The sequence below is a fragment of the Variovorax sp. LjRoot84 genome, from assembly GCF_964254305.1.
Lineage (GTDB): Bacteria > Pseudomonadota > Gammaproteobacteria > Burkholderiales > Burkholderiaceae_C > Variovorax.
Window position 1 is genome coordinate 924,998 of the sequence record NZ_CAXUTE020000001.1, and the last position, 16,295, is coordinate 941,292.

The window sequence follows — 16,295 nt, forward strand, 5'->3', positions numbered from 1 at the left end:
ACCCGTCCAACGAACCGGAGTGCCCCGCATGAATGCCCCTGACAAGTTCGCCTCGCTGCTCACGCTGACGCGCGAGCCCTTTCCTGCCTCGACCAAGAGCGCCATCGCCGGCAGCCGGCCCGACCTGCGCGTGCCTGTGCGCGACGTGCTGCTCACCAACGGCGAGCAGGTGTCGCTCTACGACACCTCGGGCCCGTACTCGGACCCTTCGGCCGAGATCGACGTGCGCCAGGGCCTGCCCGGCGTGCGCGGCGCCTGGATCGCCGAGCGCGGCGACACCGAAAGCTATCAAGGCCGCACCCACCAGATGCTCGACGACGGCGCCACCCATGCCGACCGCGATGCGCAGCGCCTGGCCGAGCTGCGCGCCGCCGCCTCGGGGCTGCAGCGCACGCCGCTGCGTGCCAAGTCCGGCATGAACGTGAGCCAGATGCACTATGCGCGCCGCGGCATCGTCACGCCCGAGATGGAATACGTGGCGCTGCGCGAGAACGGCAAGCGCGAATGGATGGCCGAGTACCTGGCCGACGCGGCGCGCGAGAAGCGCCTGGCCGGCAACCCGATGGGCGCGCGGATCCCGAAGATCATCACGCCCGAGTTCGTGCGCGACGAGGTGGCGCGCGGCCGCGCCATCATCCCGGCCAACATCAACCATCCGGAAGTCGAGCCGATGGCGATCGGGCGCAACTTCCTGGTCAAGATCAACGCCAACATCGGCAACTCGGCCGTCACTTCCAGCATCGAGGAAGAGGTGGAAAAACTGGTGTGGGCGATCCGCTGGGGCGCCGACAACGTGATGGACCTGTCCACCGGCCGCAACATCCACACCACGCGCGACTGGATCGTGCGCAACAGCCCGGTGCCCATCGGCACGGTGCCGATCTACCAGGCGCTCGAGAAGGTCGGCGGCGTGGCGGAAGACCTCACGTGGGAGATCTACCGCGACACGCTGATCGAGCAGGCCGAGCAGGGCGTGGACTACTTCACCATCCATGCCGGGCTGCGCCTGCCCTTCATCCATCTCACGGCCGATCGCCGCACCGGCATCGTCTCGCGCGGCGGCTCGATCATGGCCAAGTGGTGCATCGCGCACCACCAGGAGAGCTTCCTCTACACGCGTTTCGAGGAGATCTGCGAGATCATGAAGGCCTACGACGTGAGCTTCTCGCTCGGCGACGGCCTGCGTCCCGGCTGCGCCGCGGACGCCAACGACGAGGCCCAGTTCGCCGAGCTGCGCACGCTGGGCGAGCTCACGCAGATCGCGTGGAAGCATGACGTGCAGACCATGATCGAGGGCCCCGGCCACGTGCCCATGCACATGATCCAGGCCAACATGGACGAGCAGCTGAAGCACTGCCACGAGGCGCCTTTCTACACGCTTGGCCCGCTGACCATCGACATCGCGCCGGGCTACGACCACATCGCGAGCGCGATCGGCGCCGCCATGATCGGCTGGGCCGGCACCGCGATGCTGTGCTACGTCACGCCCAAGGAGCACCTGGGCCTGCCGGACCGCGACGACGTGAAGCAGGGCATCATCGCGTACAAGATCGCGGCCCACGCAGCCGACGTGGCCAAGGGCCATCCGGGCGCGCGGGCGCGCGACGACGCGCTCAGCAAGGCGCGCTTCGAGTTCCGCTGGCAGGACCAGTTCAACCTCGGCCTGGACCCCGACACCGCGCGCGAATTCCACGACGAGACCTTGCCCAAGGACTCGAGCAAGGTGGCGCATTTCTGCTCGATGTGCGGCCCGAAGTTCTGCTCGATGAAGATCACGCAGGAGGTGCGCGAGTACGCGGCGCAGCGCGGCATCGACGAGGCGAAGGCCCTGGACGAGGGCATGGCGGGCAAGTCGGCCGAGTTCAAGGCCGGCGGGGGCGAGATCTACATCCCGATCCAGGCGCGTTGAGCCGGGAAGGCAGAGGGTGGTTGATACCATCGCCCCATGCCTTCCATCCCCTTCGACGCCGTCCTCTTCGACTGCGACGGCGTCCTCGTCGACTCCGAACCCATCACCAACCGCGTGCTCGCCGAGATGCTCGGCGAGCTCGGCTGGCAGCTCACGGTGGAAGAGTCGATGCGCCTTTTCACCGGCAAGGCGGTGAAGGACGAGGCCGCGCTGATCGAGGCCAACACCGGCTTCGCCATCACGCCCGAATGGCTGCACGGCTTTCGCGGCCGCCGCAACGAGGCGCTCGAACGCGAGTTGGTCGCGATCCCCAACGCGGCCGGCGCGGTGCGCGCGCTGCACGCGGCGTTCGACGGGCGCATCGCCTGCGCTTCGGGCGCCGACCGCCACAAGGTGGAGTTGCAGCTCGACAAGATCGGCATCCTCGACTGCTTCGCCGGCCGGATCTTCAGCGGCCACGAGATGCCGCGCTCCAAGCCCGCGCCCGACGTGTACCTGGCCGCTGCCGCGGCGCTGGGCGTCGATCCGGCGCGCTGCGCGGTGGTCGAGGACACGGTGACCGGCGCGACGGCCGGCGTCGCCGCGGGCGCCACCGTGTTCGGCTACAGCCCTTCCGATCTCGGCCACAGCGGGCCGGAGGCGCTGCTGGCCGTTGGCGTGACGCAGGTGTTCAGCGACATGGCGCAGCTGCCGGCGCTGCTGGCCGCCCGCGAGCGCTGAGCGGAAAAGAAAAACTTCAGTTCGCGCGCTGCGTGGCGGCCTTGGCCATCGCGGCAAGGGCCTGCGTCATGGCCTGGGCGCGTGCCGACCAGAAACGGGCGATCAGCTTGTCGGCGTTCTCGACCACCGCGGGATGGATGCGCGAGCGGCCCGAGGTGGCGGCGAATTCGACCAGGGCCGCGTATTCGGAGGTGTCGGTGTCGGGAGTGTGCATGCCTCGATCCTAGGGCGGGAGGGCTCGCGCCTTGAGCGCAGGTGCGAGCGCAGCGATGAACTTTGTCACGGATCATCCTCGCGAGGCAAGCCTGCGACCGGCCTCCGATGCGCCGCCGCGACGAAATGCGCCGGGTGTTACACCTGCCCAGGTCCGGAACGCACGGGAAAAGCTTTTTTCGTTGCGAAATCCCACCGCCAGCGCAATCTGCTTGATCGGCCGCTCGGTGCGGCGCAGCTGCTCGGCCGCCTGCTCGTGCCGCACTTCGTCCTTCAGCGCCTGCAGCGACACGCCTTCTTCCTGCAGCTGGCGATGCAGCGTACGGGCCGACAGGTTCAGGATCGCAGCCAGCGCCTCGGCCGTGGCCGCCTCCCTGCCGCGCGTGCGCAACAGCTCGCGCACGCGCTGGCCCAGCAGCCGGTCACGGCGGTACTGCAGCACGGTGAGCGGCAGCGCGCGCCGCAGCATGGTGCGCAGCGCCTGCTCGTCGCGCTGCAGCGGCAGGGCCAGGTAGCGCTCGTCGAAGCTGTAGCTGGCAGCCTCGGCGCCGAAGCGCAGCTCGCCGCCGAACATCAGCGGATAGGCATCGCGGTGCGGCGGCGCCTCGAAGGGAAAGCTGGCCTCGCGCAGCGAGACCCGCGAATCGATGACCCAGGAGGCATAGCCGTGCAGGAAGCGCAGGTTCGACACCAGGCAGAACTCGCGCAGCTCGCCGAGCGCGGCGTGCTCCCGGATCAACACCGTCGCCACGCCGCCGGCCACCTTCAGTTCGAGCGCGATGTCCTCGGTCAGGAGCCGGTGGTGCCGGCACCAGCGCTTGATGGCAACCCCGAGGTTGGGTGAGTTCAGCGAGGCGCGGCACAGCATGCCGTAGGTGCCCCAGGGCAGGCGGCGGCCGAACCAGCCGAGCGCCTCGTCGTCGAGCTCCTGCATCGCGAAACCCGACAGAACCTCGAACTGTGCGGCCGTCACGCGGGCCTGGGCATTCTTCAGATCGCGCGGCGCAATCTGTGCCACTTCCAGGGCCCGGGACGGGTCCATGCCGTAGCGCTCGTAGCCCAGCACGATCGCTCGCACGAAGGCCATTGGCGTGGCGGCGCGGACGGCCGGTTTGAAGAGGGAAGACGACATGGAAGAACGCGATCTCGATGACGCAATATGCAACCATTGTGGCGCCAATTGCAACGGCAGGGGGCGTAAGCTGCGGCTTCCCGCGCGGGATTTCCGGCGCGAGCCACACCGCCTGAGAGGAGACAACCCCATGCATGACCCCGGCCTGAACTTCGACCTGGGCGAGACCATCGATTCGCTGCGCGATGCGATCCAGAACTTCGCCGCCAACGAGATCGCGCCGCGCGCGGCCGACATCGATCGCGAAAACCTGTTCCCCCACGACCTCTGGAAGAAGCTCGGCGAGCTCGGCCTGCACGGCATGACGGTGAAGGAGGAATACGGCGGCACCGAGCTCGGCTATCTTGCCCACATCGTGGCGATGGAAGAGGTGTCGCGGGCCTCGGCCTCGGTCGGTCTCTCCTACGGCGCGCACTCCAACCTGTGCGTGAACCAGATCCACCGCAACGGCAGCGAAGCGCAGAAGAAGAAATACCTGCCGAAGCTGGTGAGCGGCGAGCACGTGGGTGCGCTCGCGATGAGCGAGCCCAACGCCGGCTCCGACGTGGTCAGCATGAAGCTGCGCGCCGAGAAGAAGGGCGACCGCTACGTGCTCAACGGCGGCAAGATGTGGATCACCAATGGCGGCGACGCCGACACGCTGGTGATCTACGCCAAGACGGAGCCCGAGATGGGCGCGCGCGGCATGACCGCCTTCATCGTCGAGAAGGGTTTCAATGGCTTCTCGGCCGGCACCAAGCTCGACAAGCTCGGCATGCGCGGCTCCAACACCTACCCGCTCTACTTCGACAACTGCGAAGTGCCCGAAGAAAACGTGCTGGGCGGCGAGGGCGCCGGTGCCAAGGTGCTGATGAGCGGCCTCGACTACGAGCGCGCGGTGCTCTCCGGCGGCCCGCTCGGCATCATGGCCGCCTGCATGGACGCGGTGCTGCCTTTCGTGCACGAGCGCAAGCAGTTCGGCCAGAGCATCGGCGAGTTCCAGCTCATGCAGGGCAAACTGGCCGACATGTACTCGACCTGGCAGGCCACGCGGGCCTACGTGTATGCGGTGGGCAAGGCCTGCGACCGCAACGACCATGCGCGCACCTTCCGCAAGGACGCCGCGGGCGCGATCCTCTATTCGGCCGAAAAGGCCACCTGGATGGCCGGCGAGGCGATCCAGGCGCTGGGCGGCGTGGGCTACACCAACGAGTTCCCGGTGGGGCGGCTGTGGCGCGATGCCAAGCTCTACGAGATCGGCGCCGGCACCAGCGAAATCCGCCGCATGCTGATCGGCCGCGAACTGTTTGCCGAAACCGCCTGAAGGAGTTCTTCATGACCGTCACGCGCAGCCTGGCGAAGGGCGCCACCGACGTGCCGCTGATCGAGCAGACCATCGGCGATTTCTTCGACGACATGGCGGCGCGGCAGGGCGAGCGCGACGCGCTGGTCAGCATGCACGAGAACAAGCGCCTGAGCTACCTCGAACTGCAGCGTGAGTCGAATCGCCTGGCCAGCGCGCTGCTCGGCCTGGGGCTCGCGCCCGGCGACCGCGTCGGCATCTGGTCGCACAACAACGCGCCCTGGGTGCTGATGCAGATCGCCACCGCCAAGGTCGGCATCATCCTGGTCAACATCAATCCGGCCTACCGCACCGCCGAGCTCGAGTACGCGCTCAACAAGGTGGCGTGCGGGGCGCTGGTCACGATGCCGCAGTTCAAGACCAGCGACTACCTCGGCATGCTGCGGGAACTGGGCCCGCAGCGCCTCCCGCTGCTGAAGCACATCGCGTGGATCGACAAGGAAGGCGCCGGCGACGAGGTGCCGGCTGCGCAACGCTTCTCCGCGCTGCTGGCGAGCGGCAACCCCGACGATCCGCGCATCGCGCAGATCGGCCGGACGCTCAAGGCCAGCGATCCGGTCAACATCCAGTTCACCAGCGGCACCACCGGCTTCCCCAAGGGCGCGACGCTGACCCACCGCAACATCCTCAACAACGGCTTCTTCATCGGCGAATGCATGAAGCTCACGCCGGAAGACCGGCTGTGCATCCCGGTGCCGCTCTACCACTGCTTCGGCATGGTGCTCGGCAATCTGGCCTGTCTGACGCACGGCTCGACCATCGTCTATCCGAACGACGGCTTCGACCCGCTCACCGTGATGCAGACGGTGCAGGCCGAGCGCTGCACCGGCCTGCACGGCGTGCCCACGATGTTCATCGCCGAACTCGACCATCCGCGCTTCAAGGAGTTCGACCTCAGCACGCTGCGCACCGGCATCATGGCCGGCTCGCCGTGTCCGACCGAGGTGATGAAGCGCGTGGTCGACCAGATGCATCTGCGCGAGATCACCATTGCCTACGGCATGACCGAGACCAGCCCGGTGAGCTGCCAGAGTTCGACCGACACGCCGCTCGAGAAGCGCGTCTCGACCGTGGGCACGGTGCAGCCGCACATCGAGATCAAGATCATCGACCCGGAAACGGGCGAGATCGTCAAGCCCGGCGTCTCGGGCGAGTTCTGCACGCGCGGCTATTCCGTCATGCACGGCTACTGGGAAGACGAGGAGAAGACGCACGAAGCCATCGATGCCGAAGGCTGGATGCACACGGGCGACCTCGCCACCATGGATGCCGAGGGCTACGTCAACATCGTCGGCCGCATCAAGGACCTGGTGATCCGCGGCGGCGAGAACATCTACCCGCGCGAGATCGAGGAATTCCTCTACCGCCATCCGAAGGTGCAGGACGTGCAGGTGGTCGGCCTGCCCGACAAGAAGTACGGCGAAGAGCTCTGTGCCTGGATCATTCCCAAGCCGGGCCAGGCGCTGAAGGCTGATGAGGTGCGCGACTTCTGCAAGGGCCAGATCGCGCACTACAAGGTGCCGAAGTACATCCAGTTCGTCACCGAGTTCCCGATGACGGTGACGGGCAAGATTCAGAAATTCAAGATCCGCGAAGCGATGAAACACCAGCTCGGCCTGGACGAAGAAAAAACCGCATGAGCAAACTCGAAACGAAATTGAACTCGCGCTCGGCCGATTTCCAGGCCAACGCCACCGCGATGCGCGCACTGGTCGACGACCTGCACGCGCAGTTCGCCAAGGTCCAGGCCGGCGGCGGCGAGGCCGCGCGCAGCAAGCACACGGCGCGCGGCAAGCTGCTGCCGCGCGATCGCGTCGCGCAGCTGCTCGACCCCGGCACGCCCTTTCTCGAAGTCGCGCCGCTCGCGGCGCATGCGATGTACCACGGCGCGGCGCCCGGCGCGGGGCTGATCGCCGGCATCGGCCGCGTGAGCGGCGTCGACTGCATGATCGTGTGCAACGACGCGACGGTGAAGGGCGGCACCTACTATCCCGTCACCGTCAAGAAGCACCTGCGCGCGCAGGAGATCGCCGAGCAGAACCGCCTGCCCTGCATCTACCTGGTCGATTCGGGCGGCGCCAACCTGCCGAACCAGGACGAGGTGTTCCCCGACCGCGATCACTTCGGCCGCATCTTCTACAACCAGGCCAACATGAGCGCGCAAGGCATCGCGCAGATCGCGGTGGTCATGGGCTCGTGCACGGCCGGCGGCGCCTACGTGCCGGCGATGAGCGACGAGTCGATCATCGTCAAGAACCAGGGCACCATCTTCCTGGGCGGCCCGCCGCTCGTGAAGGCGGCCACCGGCGAGGTGGTCACCGCCGAAGACCTGGGCGGCGGCGACGTGCACACGCGGCTGTCGGGCGTGGCCGACCATCTGGCGCAGAACGACCTGCATGCGCTGGCACTGGCGCGCTCGGCGGTGGCGAACTTGAATCGCGCCGTTCGCACTGAGCCTGTCGAAGTGCCGGTGCAGGCTTCGACCCTTCGTCAAGCTCAGGACAGGCCAGGCTCAGCCCGAACGGGTGGGGACTCAGCCCGAACGGGTTCAAGAGAACCCGCCTTCCCCCCCGACGAGCTCTACGGTGTGATCCCCACCGACACCCGCAAGCCCTTCGACGTGCGCGAGATCATCGCGCGCATCGTCGACGGCAGCGAGTTCCACGAGTTCAAGTCGCGCTTCGGCGCAACGCTGGTCTGCGGCTTCGCCGAGATCGAGGGCATGCCGGTGGGCATCGTCGCCAACAACGGCATCCTGTTCTCCGAATCGGCGCAGAAGGGCGCGCACTTCATCGAGCTGTGCTGCCAGCGCAAGATCCCGCTGGTGTTCCTGCAGAACATCACCGGCTTCATGGTCGGGCGCAAGTACGAGAACGAAGGCATCGCGCGCCACGGCGCCAAGATGGTGACGGCGGTGGCCACCGCCAACGTGCCCAAGTTCACCGTCATCATCGGCGGCAGCTTCGGCGCCGGCAACTACGGCATGTGCGGCCGCGCCTACTCGCCGCGCTTCCTCTGGATGTGGCCCAACGCGCGCATCAGCGTGATGGGCGGCGAGCAGGCCGCGAGCGTGCTGGCCACCGTCAAGCGCGACGGCATCGAGGCCAAGGGCGGGCAGTGGAGCGCGGAGGAGGAGGAGGCCTTCAAGTCGCCGATCCGCCAGCAGTACGAGGCGCAGGGCCATCCCTATTACGCGACGGCGCGGCTGTGGGACGACGGCATCATCGACCCTGCCGACACGCGCCGCGTGCTGGCGCTGGGCCTGGCGGCCGCGCGCAACGCGCCGATTCCCGAGCCGAAGTTCGGCATCTTCCGCATGTGAGGCAGAGGCCCCCATGTCGCTTCCGAACTACTTCGCGAGCCTGGGCCGCTACCACGTGTGGGCCACGCACACGCTGCTCGACGCCAATCTGAAAGGGCTGTCCGATGCCGACTGGCATCGCGACTGCGGCCTCTTCTTCCGCTCGGTCCATCGCACGGTCAACCACCTGCTGGTGGCCGACAACATCTGGTACGCGCGCTTCGCCGAAGGCCGTTCGCCGCGCATCCCGCTCGACACCGAGCTGCACGCCGAGCGCGCCGCGCTGTGCGAGGCGCTGGGTGCAGCGGTGACGCGCTGGAGCCCGTGGCTCGAGACGCTCGCGCCCGAGCGCTACGACGGCGAGCTGGTCTACACGCGCAACAACGGCGAAGAGGTGCGCATTCCTTTTGCGCCGGCGCTCGGCCACGTGTTCAACCACGCGACCCATCACCGCGGCCAGCTGACGGCCGCGCTGACGGCCATGGTCCAGCCGGGCCCTGAGATCGACTGGGTCTATCTGCTGCAACAGGAAGCAAAAGGATGAACCCACCCCCCGAGGCTTCGCGCACTTCGTGTCGCTACGCCAACCCCCTTGCAGGGGGCAGCACCAGCGGCCCGGCAAAGCCGGTTCCGCGGTGTTTCCCGAATGGGCTTCGGCCTGCTCGCCAAATGCGCCTGAGGAACTGACATGACCGACTTCACCACGCTCGAACTCGAGATCGAAGGCGCCGTCGCGCGCATCTGGCTCAACCGGCCGGAGCTGCGCAATGCCTTCGACGATGTCGTCATCCGCGAGCTCGGCGAAGCCTTCTCGCAGGCGAGCGCCGCGGCCGACGTGCGCGTGATCGTGCTCGGCGCCAACGGCCCGGCCTTCTGCGCCGGCGCGAACCTCAACTGGATGCGCCGCGCGGCCGACTTCACGCACGAGCAGAACATGGCCGATGCGGGCGGTCTGGCCGCGATGCTGCGCACCATCCATGAGAGCCCGAAGCCGGTGATCGCGCGCGTGCAGGGCGACGTCTACGCGGGCGGCATGGGGCTGGTCGCCGCCTGCGATGTCGCGGTGTCGGTCGACACGGCCTGGTACTGCCTGAGCGAAGTCAAGATCGGCCTGATTCCAGCGACCATCAGTCCCTATGTGCTCCGCGCGATGGGCACGCGCGCGGCGCAGCGTTACTTCCTCACGGCGGAGCGCTTCACCGCGGCCGAAGCGCATCGCATCGGCTTCGTGCATGAGGTGGTGGCAGCCGACGCGCTCGATGCCAAGGTGGCCGAGCTGGTGAAGGCCTTCACCGGCGCCAGTCCGGCGGCGGTGCGCGCCTGCAAGCAGTTGATCGCCGACGTGGCAGGCCGCGAGATCGACGACGCGTTGATCGCGAAGACCGTGCAGGGGATCGCCGACATCCGTGCCAGCGAGGAAGGCCGCGAGGGCGTGCAGGCCTTCCTGCAGAAGCGCAAGCCTTCCTGGCTCGGCGGGCAAAAATGACTTCGCTCGACCTGCCGCAACTGCTCGCGCTGGCCGCCGCCATCGGCTGGGCCAGCGGCATTCGGCTCTACCTGGTCGTGCTGTTGACCGGACTGGCCGGCTACCTCGGCTGGGTGCCGCTGCCGGGCGGATTGCAGCTGCTCGCGCATCCGGTGGTCATTGCGGCCAGCGGCTTCATGGTCTTCGTCGAGTTCTTCGCCGACAAGATCCCGGGCCTCGATTCGCTGTGGGACATGGTGCACACGGCCATCCGCATTCCGGCCGGCGCGGCGCTCGCGGCCAGCGTCTTCGGCACCGACCATGCGGTGATGGCGATCGTGGCCGCGCTGCTGGGCGGCGGCTTCGCGGCGACGGCGCATGCGGCCAAGGCCACCACGCGCGCCGCCATCAACACCTCGCCCGAACCCTTCAGCAATGTCGGCGCCTCGCTGGTCGAAGACAGCATGGTGCCGGCCGGCCTTTGGTTGGCCGTGGCGCATCCGCTGGTGTTCGCGGTGCTCTTCATCGCCGTGCTCGTGCTCAGCGTGTGGCTGATCCGAAAGAGCTGGCGCTTCCTCAAGGCGCTGTTCGGACGCGTGGCGCGCATCTTCAGCGGACGGCCGGATCCTGGCGTCGTATCCGCATTCCATTTCAAGAAAAATTCCCCGGAAGACACTCCTCATGTTTAAGAAGATTCTCATTGCCAACCGCGGGGACCAGCCGCGAAGCGGCGCAGCGGCGAAGCCAAATCGCATGGCACGCGTAGCGTGCGGAGGCGAATTCACCGCGGAGACGCAGCATGTTTAAGAAGATCCTCATTGCCAACCGCGGGGAAATCGCCTGCCGCGTGGCCGCGACGGCGCGTCGCATGGCGATCCGCACGGTCGCCGTGTACTCGGACGCCGACGCCCATGCCAATCACGTGCGCGCGTGCGACGAGGCCATCCATCTCGGCGGCAGCGCGCCGAAGGACAGCTACCTGCGCTGGGAAAAGATCCTCGAAGCCGCCAAGGCCAGCGGCGCGCAGGCGGTGCACCCGGGCTACGGCTTCCTGAGCGAGAACGAGGAGTTCGCGCAGGCCTGCGCCGATGCCGGTCTGGTCTTCATCGGCCCGCCGCCCTCGGCCATCAAGGCCATGGGCCTGAAGGCCGAGTCCAAGCAACTGATGGAAAAGGCCGGCGTGCCGCTGGTGCCCGGCTACCACGGCAGCGACCAGGATCCGGCGCTGCTGCAGCGCGAGGCCGACCGCATCGGCTACCCGGTGCTGATCAAGGCCAGCGCCGGCGGTGGCGGCAAGGGCATGCGCGTGGTCGAGAGGGCAGTCGACTTCGCGCCCGCACTGGCTTCGTGCCGGCGCGAGGCCATCAACAGCTTCGGCGACGACGCGGTGCTGATCGAGAAGTACGTGCAGCGGCCGCGCCACATCGAGATCCAGGTGTTCGGCGACACGCAGGGCAACTACGTCTACCTGTTCGAGCGCGATTGCTCGGTGCAGCGGCGGCACCAGAAGGTGCTGGAAGAGGCGCCGGCGCCGGGCATGACGGAGGCCATGCGCAAGCAGATGGGCGAGGCGGCGGTGGCGGCGGCGCGCGCGGTGAAGTACGTGGGCGCGGGCACCGTCGAGTTCATCGTCGAGCAGCGCGGCGATGGTGAGATGAACTTTTTCTTCATGGAGATGAACACGCGGCTGCAGGTGGAGCATCCGGTGACCGAAGCGATCACCGGGCTCGACCTGGTCGAATGGCAGTTGCGTGTGGCCTCCGGCGAAGCGCTGCCGCTGGCGCAGGATCAATTGCAGATCCACGGCCATGCGATCGAGGCGCGCATCTGCGCCGAGAACCCGGACAACAACTTCCTGCCCGCCACCGGCACGCTGCACGTCTACCGCAAGCCGCAGGCCACGGCCTTCCAGCGCAGCCGGGTTCGCATCGACGACGGCGTGCGCGAAGGCGGCCTGATCTCGCCTTTCTACGACTCGATGATCGCCAAGCTGATCGTGCATGGCGCCACGCGCGAGGAGGCGCTGGCCCGGCTGGACGCGGCGCTGGCGCAAACGCACATCGTCGGCGTGGCGACCAATGTGCAGTTCCTGCGCGGCATCCTCTGCACCGACTCCTTTGCCCACGCGAAGCTCGACACCGCGCTGATCGAGCGCGAACGCGCGGTGCTGTTCGACCAGGAGGCGCTGGGCCTGCCGCTGGCGGCCGCGGCATCGATCGCGCACACCTTGCTCGAAGAGGGCGCGAGCGCCTCGGCCGACCCTTTCAGCCGCCGCGACGGCTGGCAATCGCACGGCATCGCGCTGCGGCCCTTCGCCTTCGAGTTCCGCGGCGAGCCGCAGACAGCCGAGCTGAGCTACCTGCACGATGGCGCGCTGATGCTGCGCGTCGGCGAGGTGTCGGGCCCGCTGGTGATCGGCCGCTTCCCCACGGGCGAGCTCGAAGTCCAGTTCAACGGCCAGCGCCACACCCTGGACGTCTACGAAGACCAGGACACGGCCTACATCTTCGCAGCGCACGGCGCCACGCGGATCGTCGCCATCGACCGCCTGGCCCATGCCGGCGACGTGCAGGCCGAGGGTGGCCGGCTCACCGCGCCGATGCCCGGCAAGGTCGTGTCCTTCGCGGTCAAGGCCGGCGACAAGGTCAGCCGCGGCCAGCCGCTGGCGGTGATGGAGGCGATGAAGATGGAGCACACGATCGCGGCGCCGGCGGACGGCACCGTGGAGGAGCTGCTCTATGCGCCGGGCGACCAGGTCACGGAAGGTGCCGAGCTGCTGCGGATCGCGGCTTGAGCCACTCCCTCTCCGTTCGGGTTGAGCCTGTCGAAGCCGGGGCCGGCACTTCGACCCTTCGACAAGCTCAGGACAGGCCAAGCTCAGTGCGAACGGGGATGGAATGCGGAACAGCGAAAATCCTCCAAATGCGAATCACCGTCTGCCTCACCGACAACCGCCCCGATGCATGGATCGAGGGCCTGCGTGCTGCACTGCCGGGCGCCGAAGTGGAGAACTGGCGCCCGGGCACGCCACAAGCCGACCACGCCGTGGTCTGGGCACCGCCGCAAGCCTTCATCGACGAGCAGCCGAAGCTGCGCGGCATCTTCAACATCGGCGCCGGCGTCGATGCGCTGCTCAAGCTGAAGCTGCCGCCCGAAGCCCAGGTGGTGCGGCTCGACGATGCCGGCATGTCGGTGCAGATGGCCGAGTACGTCTGCCATGCGCTGATCCGGCATTTCCGCGAGTTCGACATCTACGAGGCCGACGCGCGCGAAGGCCGCTGGAGTTTCCGCAAGCCGCGCGAGCGCGAGGACTTCGCGGTCGGCGTGATGGGGCTCGGCGTACTGGGCGAGCGCGTCGCGAAGGCTGTTGCGCAGTTCGAGTTCCCGGTCAACGGCTGGAGCCGTTCGTCCAAGGCCATCGAGGGCCTGCGCTGCTTTGCCGGCGAGGTGGAGTTCAACGCCTTCCTGGGCGCGAGCCGCGTGCTGGTCAACCTCCTGCCGCTGACGGAGGCGACGCGCGGCATCCTGAACCGCGAGAACCTGTCGCGCCTGAACGGCGGCGGGCCGGGCGGCTACTTGATCAACGTGGCGCGCGGCGCGCACCTGGTGGAGTCCGACCTGATACCGCTGCTCGACAGCGGCCAGCTGGCCGGCGCCACGCTCGACGTGTTCGAGGTCGAGCCGCTGCCCACCGAGCATCCCTTCTGGCGCCATCCGAAGATCACGGTGACGCCGCACGGTTCCGCGCGCACCGTGCGCGAGGCCTCGATCGCCCAGATCGCCGACAAGATCCGGGCGGTCGAGAAGGGAGAGCCCATTGCGGGCGTGGTCGGGCGTGAGCGCGGATACTGATTCGCTCCACGAGAGGCAAGCATGAAACTTCCATCCAAAGTCAAGATCGTCGACGTCGGTCCGCGCGACGGCCTGCAGAACGAAAAGCAGCCGGTATCGGCCGAGATCAAGATCGGCCTGGTGCACCGCCTTCAGGACGCCGGCCTGAAGGAGATCGAGGTCACCAGCTTCGTGAGTCCCAAGTGGGTGCCGCAGATGGCCGACAACGCCGAAGTCATGCACGGCCTCCGCCGCAAGCCGGGCGTGCGCTACTCGGTGCTGACGCCGAACATGAAGGGCTTCGAGGCCGCGATCGCGGCGCCGCGCGAGGAATGGCCCGACGAGATCGTGGTCTTCGGCGCCGCCAGCGAAGCCTTCAGCCAGAAGAACATCAACTGCTCGATCGCCGAGAGCATCGAGCGCTTCCGGCCCGTCGTCGAGGCGGCGCGCGAGAAGGGCATTTACGTGCGCGGCGCGATGTCGTGCACGGTGGGCTGCCCCTACGAGGGCGAGATTGCGCCCTCGCGCGTCGACATGCTGGCCGGGCTCATGAAGAACATCGGCGTGCAGCACGTCGGCGTGGCCGACACCATCGGCGTCGGCACGCCGGTGAAGGTGCAGCGCGCGCTCGAGGCGACGCTGAAGCATTACGGCGTGGACGATGTCTCCGGCCACTACCACGACACCTACGGCCAGGCGCTCTCCAACACGCTCGCGAGCCTGGAGATGGGCGTGTGGCAGTTCGATACCTCGGTGGGCGGGCTCGGCGGCTGTCCTTTTGCCAAGGGCGCGACCGGCAATGTCGCGACCGAGGATGTGGTCTACATGCTGCACGGCATGGATATCGCGACCGGCATCGAACTCGATCTGCTGATCGATGCCGGCGTCTACATCAACGAGGCGCTGGGGCGCGAGCCGAACTCGCGGGTGTCGAAGGCCATCCGCATCAAGAGGGCCAATTGATGTGCGGCGCTGAACTGACTTCGCTTCCAGACGGCGTCCAGCGCGTCGCGCGCCTGCTGCAGGACAGGGGCCATCCCCACGCGCCGCAGATGCTCGACGATGCCTGCCGCACGGCGCAGCAGGCGGCCGATGCGCTGGGCATCGCAGTGGGGCAGATCGCCAAGAGCATCGTGTTCCGCCGCAAGAGCGACGACACGGCGGTGCTGGTCGTGACCTCGGGCGACAAGCGCGTGGACGAGAAGAAGGTGGAGGCGCTGGTCGGCAAGCTGGGCCGTGCCGACGCCGATTTCGTCAAGAGCACAACAGGCTTCTCGATCGGCGGCGTCTCGCCCTTCGCGCATGCCATGCCGCCGGTCATGCTGATCGACCGCGAGCTGTTCCGCTTCGAGGACGTCTGGGCCGCGGCCGGCCATCCGCATGCGGTGGTGCGGCTGCGCCCGCACGATCTCGAAGGGTTGACCGGCGCACCGGTCGCGGACGTGGTGTGAGCTCGATGTCCGCGCAAGCCGTTCCATCGCCTTGCACCTCGGTGTGCCGCATGAATGCACAGAGCGGGCTGTGCGAGGGCTGCTTCCGTACGCTCGACGAGATCGCGGGCTGGAGCCGCATGGACGACGCGGCCAAAGAGGCCGTCTGGCTGCGCATCGAAGAGCGCAAGGCGGCCCACCCCGACGAAGCGGAATGCCCATGAAGCACATCACTTTCCATCTCGACTTCATCTCGCCCTACGCCTACCTGGCCTTCGAGCATCTGCCGCGGGCGCTCGAGGGGCTGAGCTACAGCGTGGCCTACCGGCCGGTGCTGCTCGGCGCGCTGCTCAAGCACCATGGCCAGCTCGGCCCGGCCGAGATCCCCGCCAAGCGGGCCTGGACCTACCGCCATGTGCTGTGGCTGGGTCAAGCGAACGGCATCGCGATCGAGATGCCGGCTTCGCACCCCTACAACCCGCTGCCGCATCTGCGCCTCGCGCTGGCCACCACGCCGGACGGCGACATCAACCGCCATGTGGCCGAAACCATCTTCCGTGACGTCTGGCAGGGCGGCGGCGAAGCGAGCGATGCCACGCGTTTGGCCGCGCTCGCCGCGCGCTTGAAGCAGGTGCGCGACGGCGCAGGCGACGAAGTTAAGGACCAGCTCAAGACCAACACCGACGAAGCCGTGGCAAGCGGCGTGTTCGGCGTGCCGGCTTACGCGGTCGACGGGCGCCTGTTCTGGGGCTTCGACGGCCTCGCGATGCTGCGCGCCTACCTCGCCGGCGATGCCTGGTTCGCAGGCCCGCAGTGGGACGGTGCCGACCAAAGGCCTTCGCTGCTGCGCCGCAATCGCTGAGTTTCTTACAAGCTGAAACGTACGCTTCGGGTTTCACCTTAAACCGTCAGCGTCGATTCAGTTTGGCGAAAGCCCTGGGTCAGTCGCCGC

Annotated in this window: 16 protein-coding genes; 14 read left to right on the forward strand and 2 right to left on the reverse strand. The window is 67.8% G+C overall.

Features of this window, described 5'->3' with window-relative positions:
• Positions 1–28 precede the first annotated feature (28 nt).
• Complete coding sequence (gene thiC, locus ACSQ9I_RS04655) at positions 29–1,909, forward strand: phosphomethylpyrimidine synthase ThiC (RefSeq protein WP_093109489.1); 1,881 nt, start codon at positions 29–31, stop codon at positions 1,907–1,909.
• A 36-nt stretch (positions 1,910–1,945) separates the two neighbouring features.
• A complete protein-coding gene (locus ACSQ9I_RS04660; RefSeq protein WP_093109490.1) occupies positions 1,946–2,629 on the forward strand; it encodes an HAD family hydrolase in 684 nt (227 codons plus the stop codon).
• Between the two features lie 16 nt (positions 2,630–2,645).
• On the opposite strand, the gene ACSQ9I_RS04665 is transcribed toward ACSQ9I_RS04660, so the two are convergent.
• Complete coding sequence (locus ACSQ9I_RS04665) at positions 2,646–2,843, reverse strand: hypothetical protein (protein ID WP_436302847.1); 198 nt, start codon at positions 2,841–2,843, stop codon at positions 2,646–2,648.
• Positions 2,844–2,915: 72 nt separating this feature from the next.
• Positions 2,916–3,974, reverse strand: coding sequence for an AraC family transcriptional regulator (locus tag ACSQ9I_RS04670; RefSeq protein WP_436312415.1), 1,059 nt, complete (start codon positions 3,972–3,974; stop codon positions 2,916–2,918).
• Positions 3,975–4,104: 130 nt separating this feature from the next.
• On the opposite strand from ACSQ9I_RS04670, the gene ACSQ9I_RS04675 reads away from it, so the two are divergent.
• The 12 genes from ACSQ9I_RS04675 (at position 4,105) to ACSQ9I_RS04730 (ending at position 16,205) form a co-directional block, all read left to right on the forward strand.
• Complete coding sequence (locus tag ACSQ9I_RS04675; RefSeq protein ID WP_436312416.1) at positions 4,105–5,277, forward strand: isovaleryl-CoA dehydrogenase; 1,173 nt, start codon at positions 4,105–4,107, stop codon at positions 5,275–5,277.
• Positions 5,278–5,288: 11 nt separating this feature from the next.
• Positions 5,289–6,956, forward strand: a complete 1,668-nt coding sequence (locus tag ACSQ9I_RS04680; RefSeq protein WP_436312417.1) for an AMP-binding protein — start codon at positions 5,289–5,291, stop codon at positions 6,954–6,956.
• Complete coding sequence (locus ACSQ9I_RS04685; RefSeq protein ID WP_436312418.1) at positions 6,953–8,638, forward strand: carboxyl transferase domain-containing protein; 1,686 nt, start codon at positions 6,953–6,955, stop codon at positions 8,636–8,638. Before ACSQ9I_RS04680 ends, ACSQ9I_RS04685 begins: the two co-directional genes overlap by 4 nt.
• Before the next feature lie 13 nt (positions 8,639–8,651).
• A complete protein-coding gene (locus ACSQ9I_RS04690; RefSeq protein ID WP_436312419.1) occupies positions 8,652–9,161 on the forward strand; it encodes a DinB family protein in 510 nt (169 codons plus the stop codon).
• Positions 9,162–9,305: 144 nt separating this feature from the next.
• Positions 9,306–10,103 carry an enoyl-CoA hydratase/isomerase family protein gene (locus ACSQ9I_RS04695; protein WP_093109497.1) on the forward strand — a complete coding sequence of 266 codons (798 nt, stop codon included), beginning with the start codon at positions 9,306–9,308 and terminating at the stop codon, positions 10,101–10,103.
• The gene (locus tag ACSQ9I_RS04700; RefSeq protein WP_436312420.1) at positions 10,100–10,771 is read left to right on the forward strand and encodes a DUF4126 domain-containing protein; all 672 of its coding nucleotides are present in this window, start codon (positions 10,100–10,102) and stop codon (positions 10,769–10,771) included. The genes ACSQ9I_RS04695 and ACSQ9I_RS04700 overlap by 4 nt, the downstream gene beginning before the upstream one ends.
• 110 nt (positions 10,772–10,881) lie before the next feature.
• Entirely contained in the window at positions 10,882–12,876 is a 1,995-nt protein-coding gene (locus ACSQ9I_RS04705) for an acetyl/propionyl/methylcrotonyl-CoA carboxylase subunit alpha (protein ID WP_436312421.1), read from the forward strand.
• A 128-nt stretch (positions 12,877–13,004) separates the two neighbouring features.
• The gene (locus ACSQ9I_RS04710; RefSeq protein ID WP_436312422.1) at positions 13,005–13,934 is read left to right on the forward strand and encodes a 2-hydroxyacid dehydrogenase; all 930 of its coding nucleotides are present in this window, start codon (positions 13,005–13,007) and stop codon (positions 13,932–13,934) included.
• 21 nt (positions 13,935–13,955) lie between these two features.
• A complete protein-coding gene (locus ACSQ9I_RS04715) occupies positions 13,956–14,876 on the forward strand; it encodes a hydroxymethylglutaryl-CoA lyase (RefSeq protein ID WP_436293793.1) in 921 nt (306 codons plus the stop codon).
• Complete coding sequence (locus tag ACSQ9I_RS04720; RefSeq protein ID WP_093109502.1) at positions 14,876–15,364, forward strand: YbaK/EbsC family protein; 489 nt, start codon at positions 14,876–14,878, stop codon at positions 15,362–15,364. Before ACSQ9I_RS04715 ends, ACSQ9I_RS04720 begins: the two co-directional genes overlap by 1 nt.
• A gap of 5 nt (positions 15,365–15,369) precedes the next feature.
• Entirely contained in the window at positions 15,370–15,567 is a 198-nt protein-coding gene (locus ACSQ9I_RS04725) for a DUF1289 domain-containing protein (protein WP_436302855.1), read from the forward strand.
• The gene (locus tag ACSQ9I_RS04730; RefSeq protein ID WP_436312423.1) at positions 15,564–16,205 is read left to right on the forward strand and encodes a 2-hydroxychromene-2-carboxylate isomerase; all 642 of its coding nucleotides are present in this window, start codon (positions 15,564–15,566) and stop codon (positions 16,203–16,205) included. The genes ACSQ9I_RS04725 and ACSQ9I_RS04730 overlap by 4 nt, the downstream gene beginning before the upstream one ends.
• Positions 16,206–16,295 lie beyond the last annotated feature (90 nt).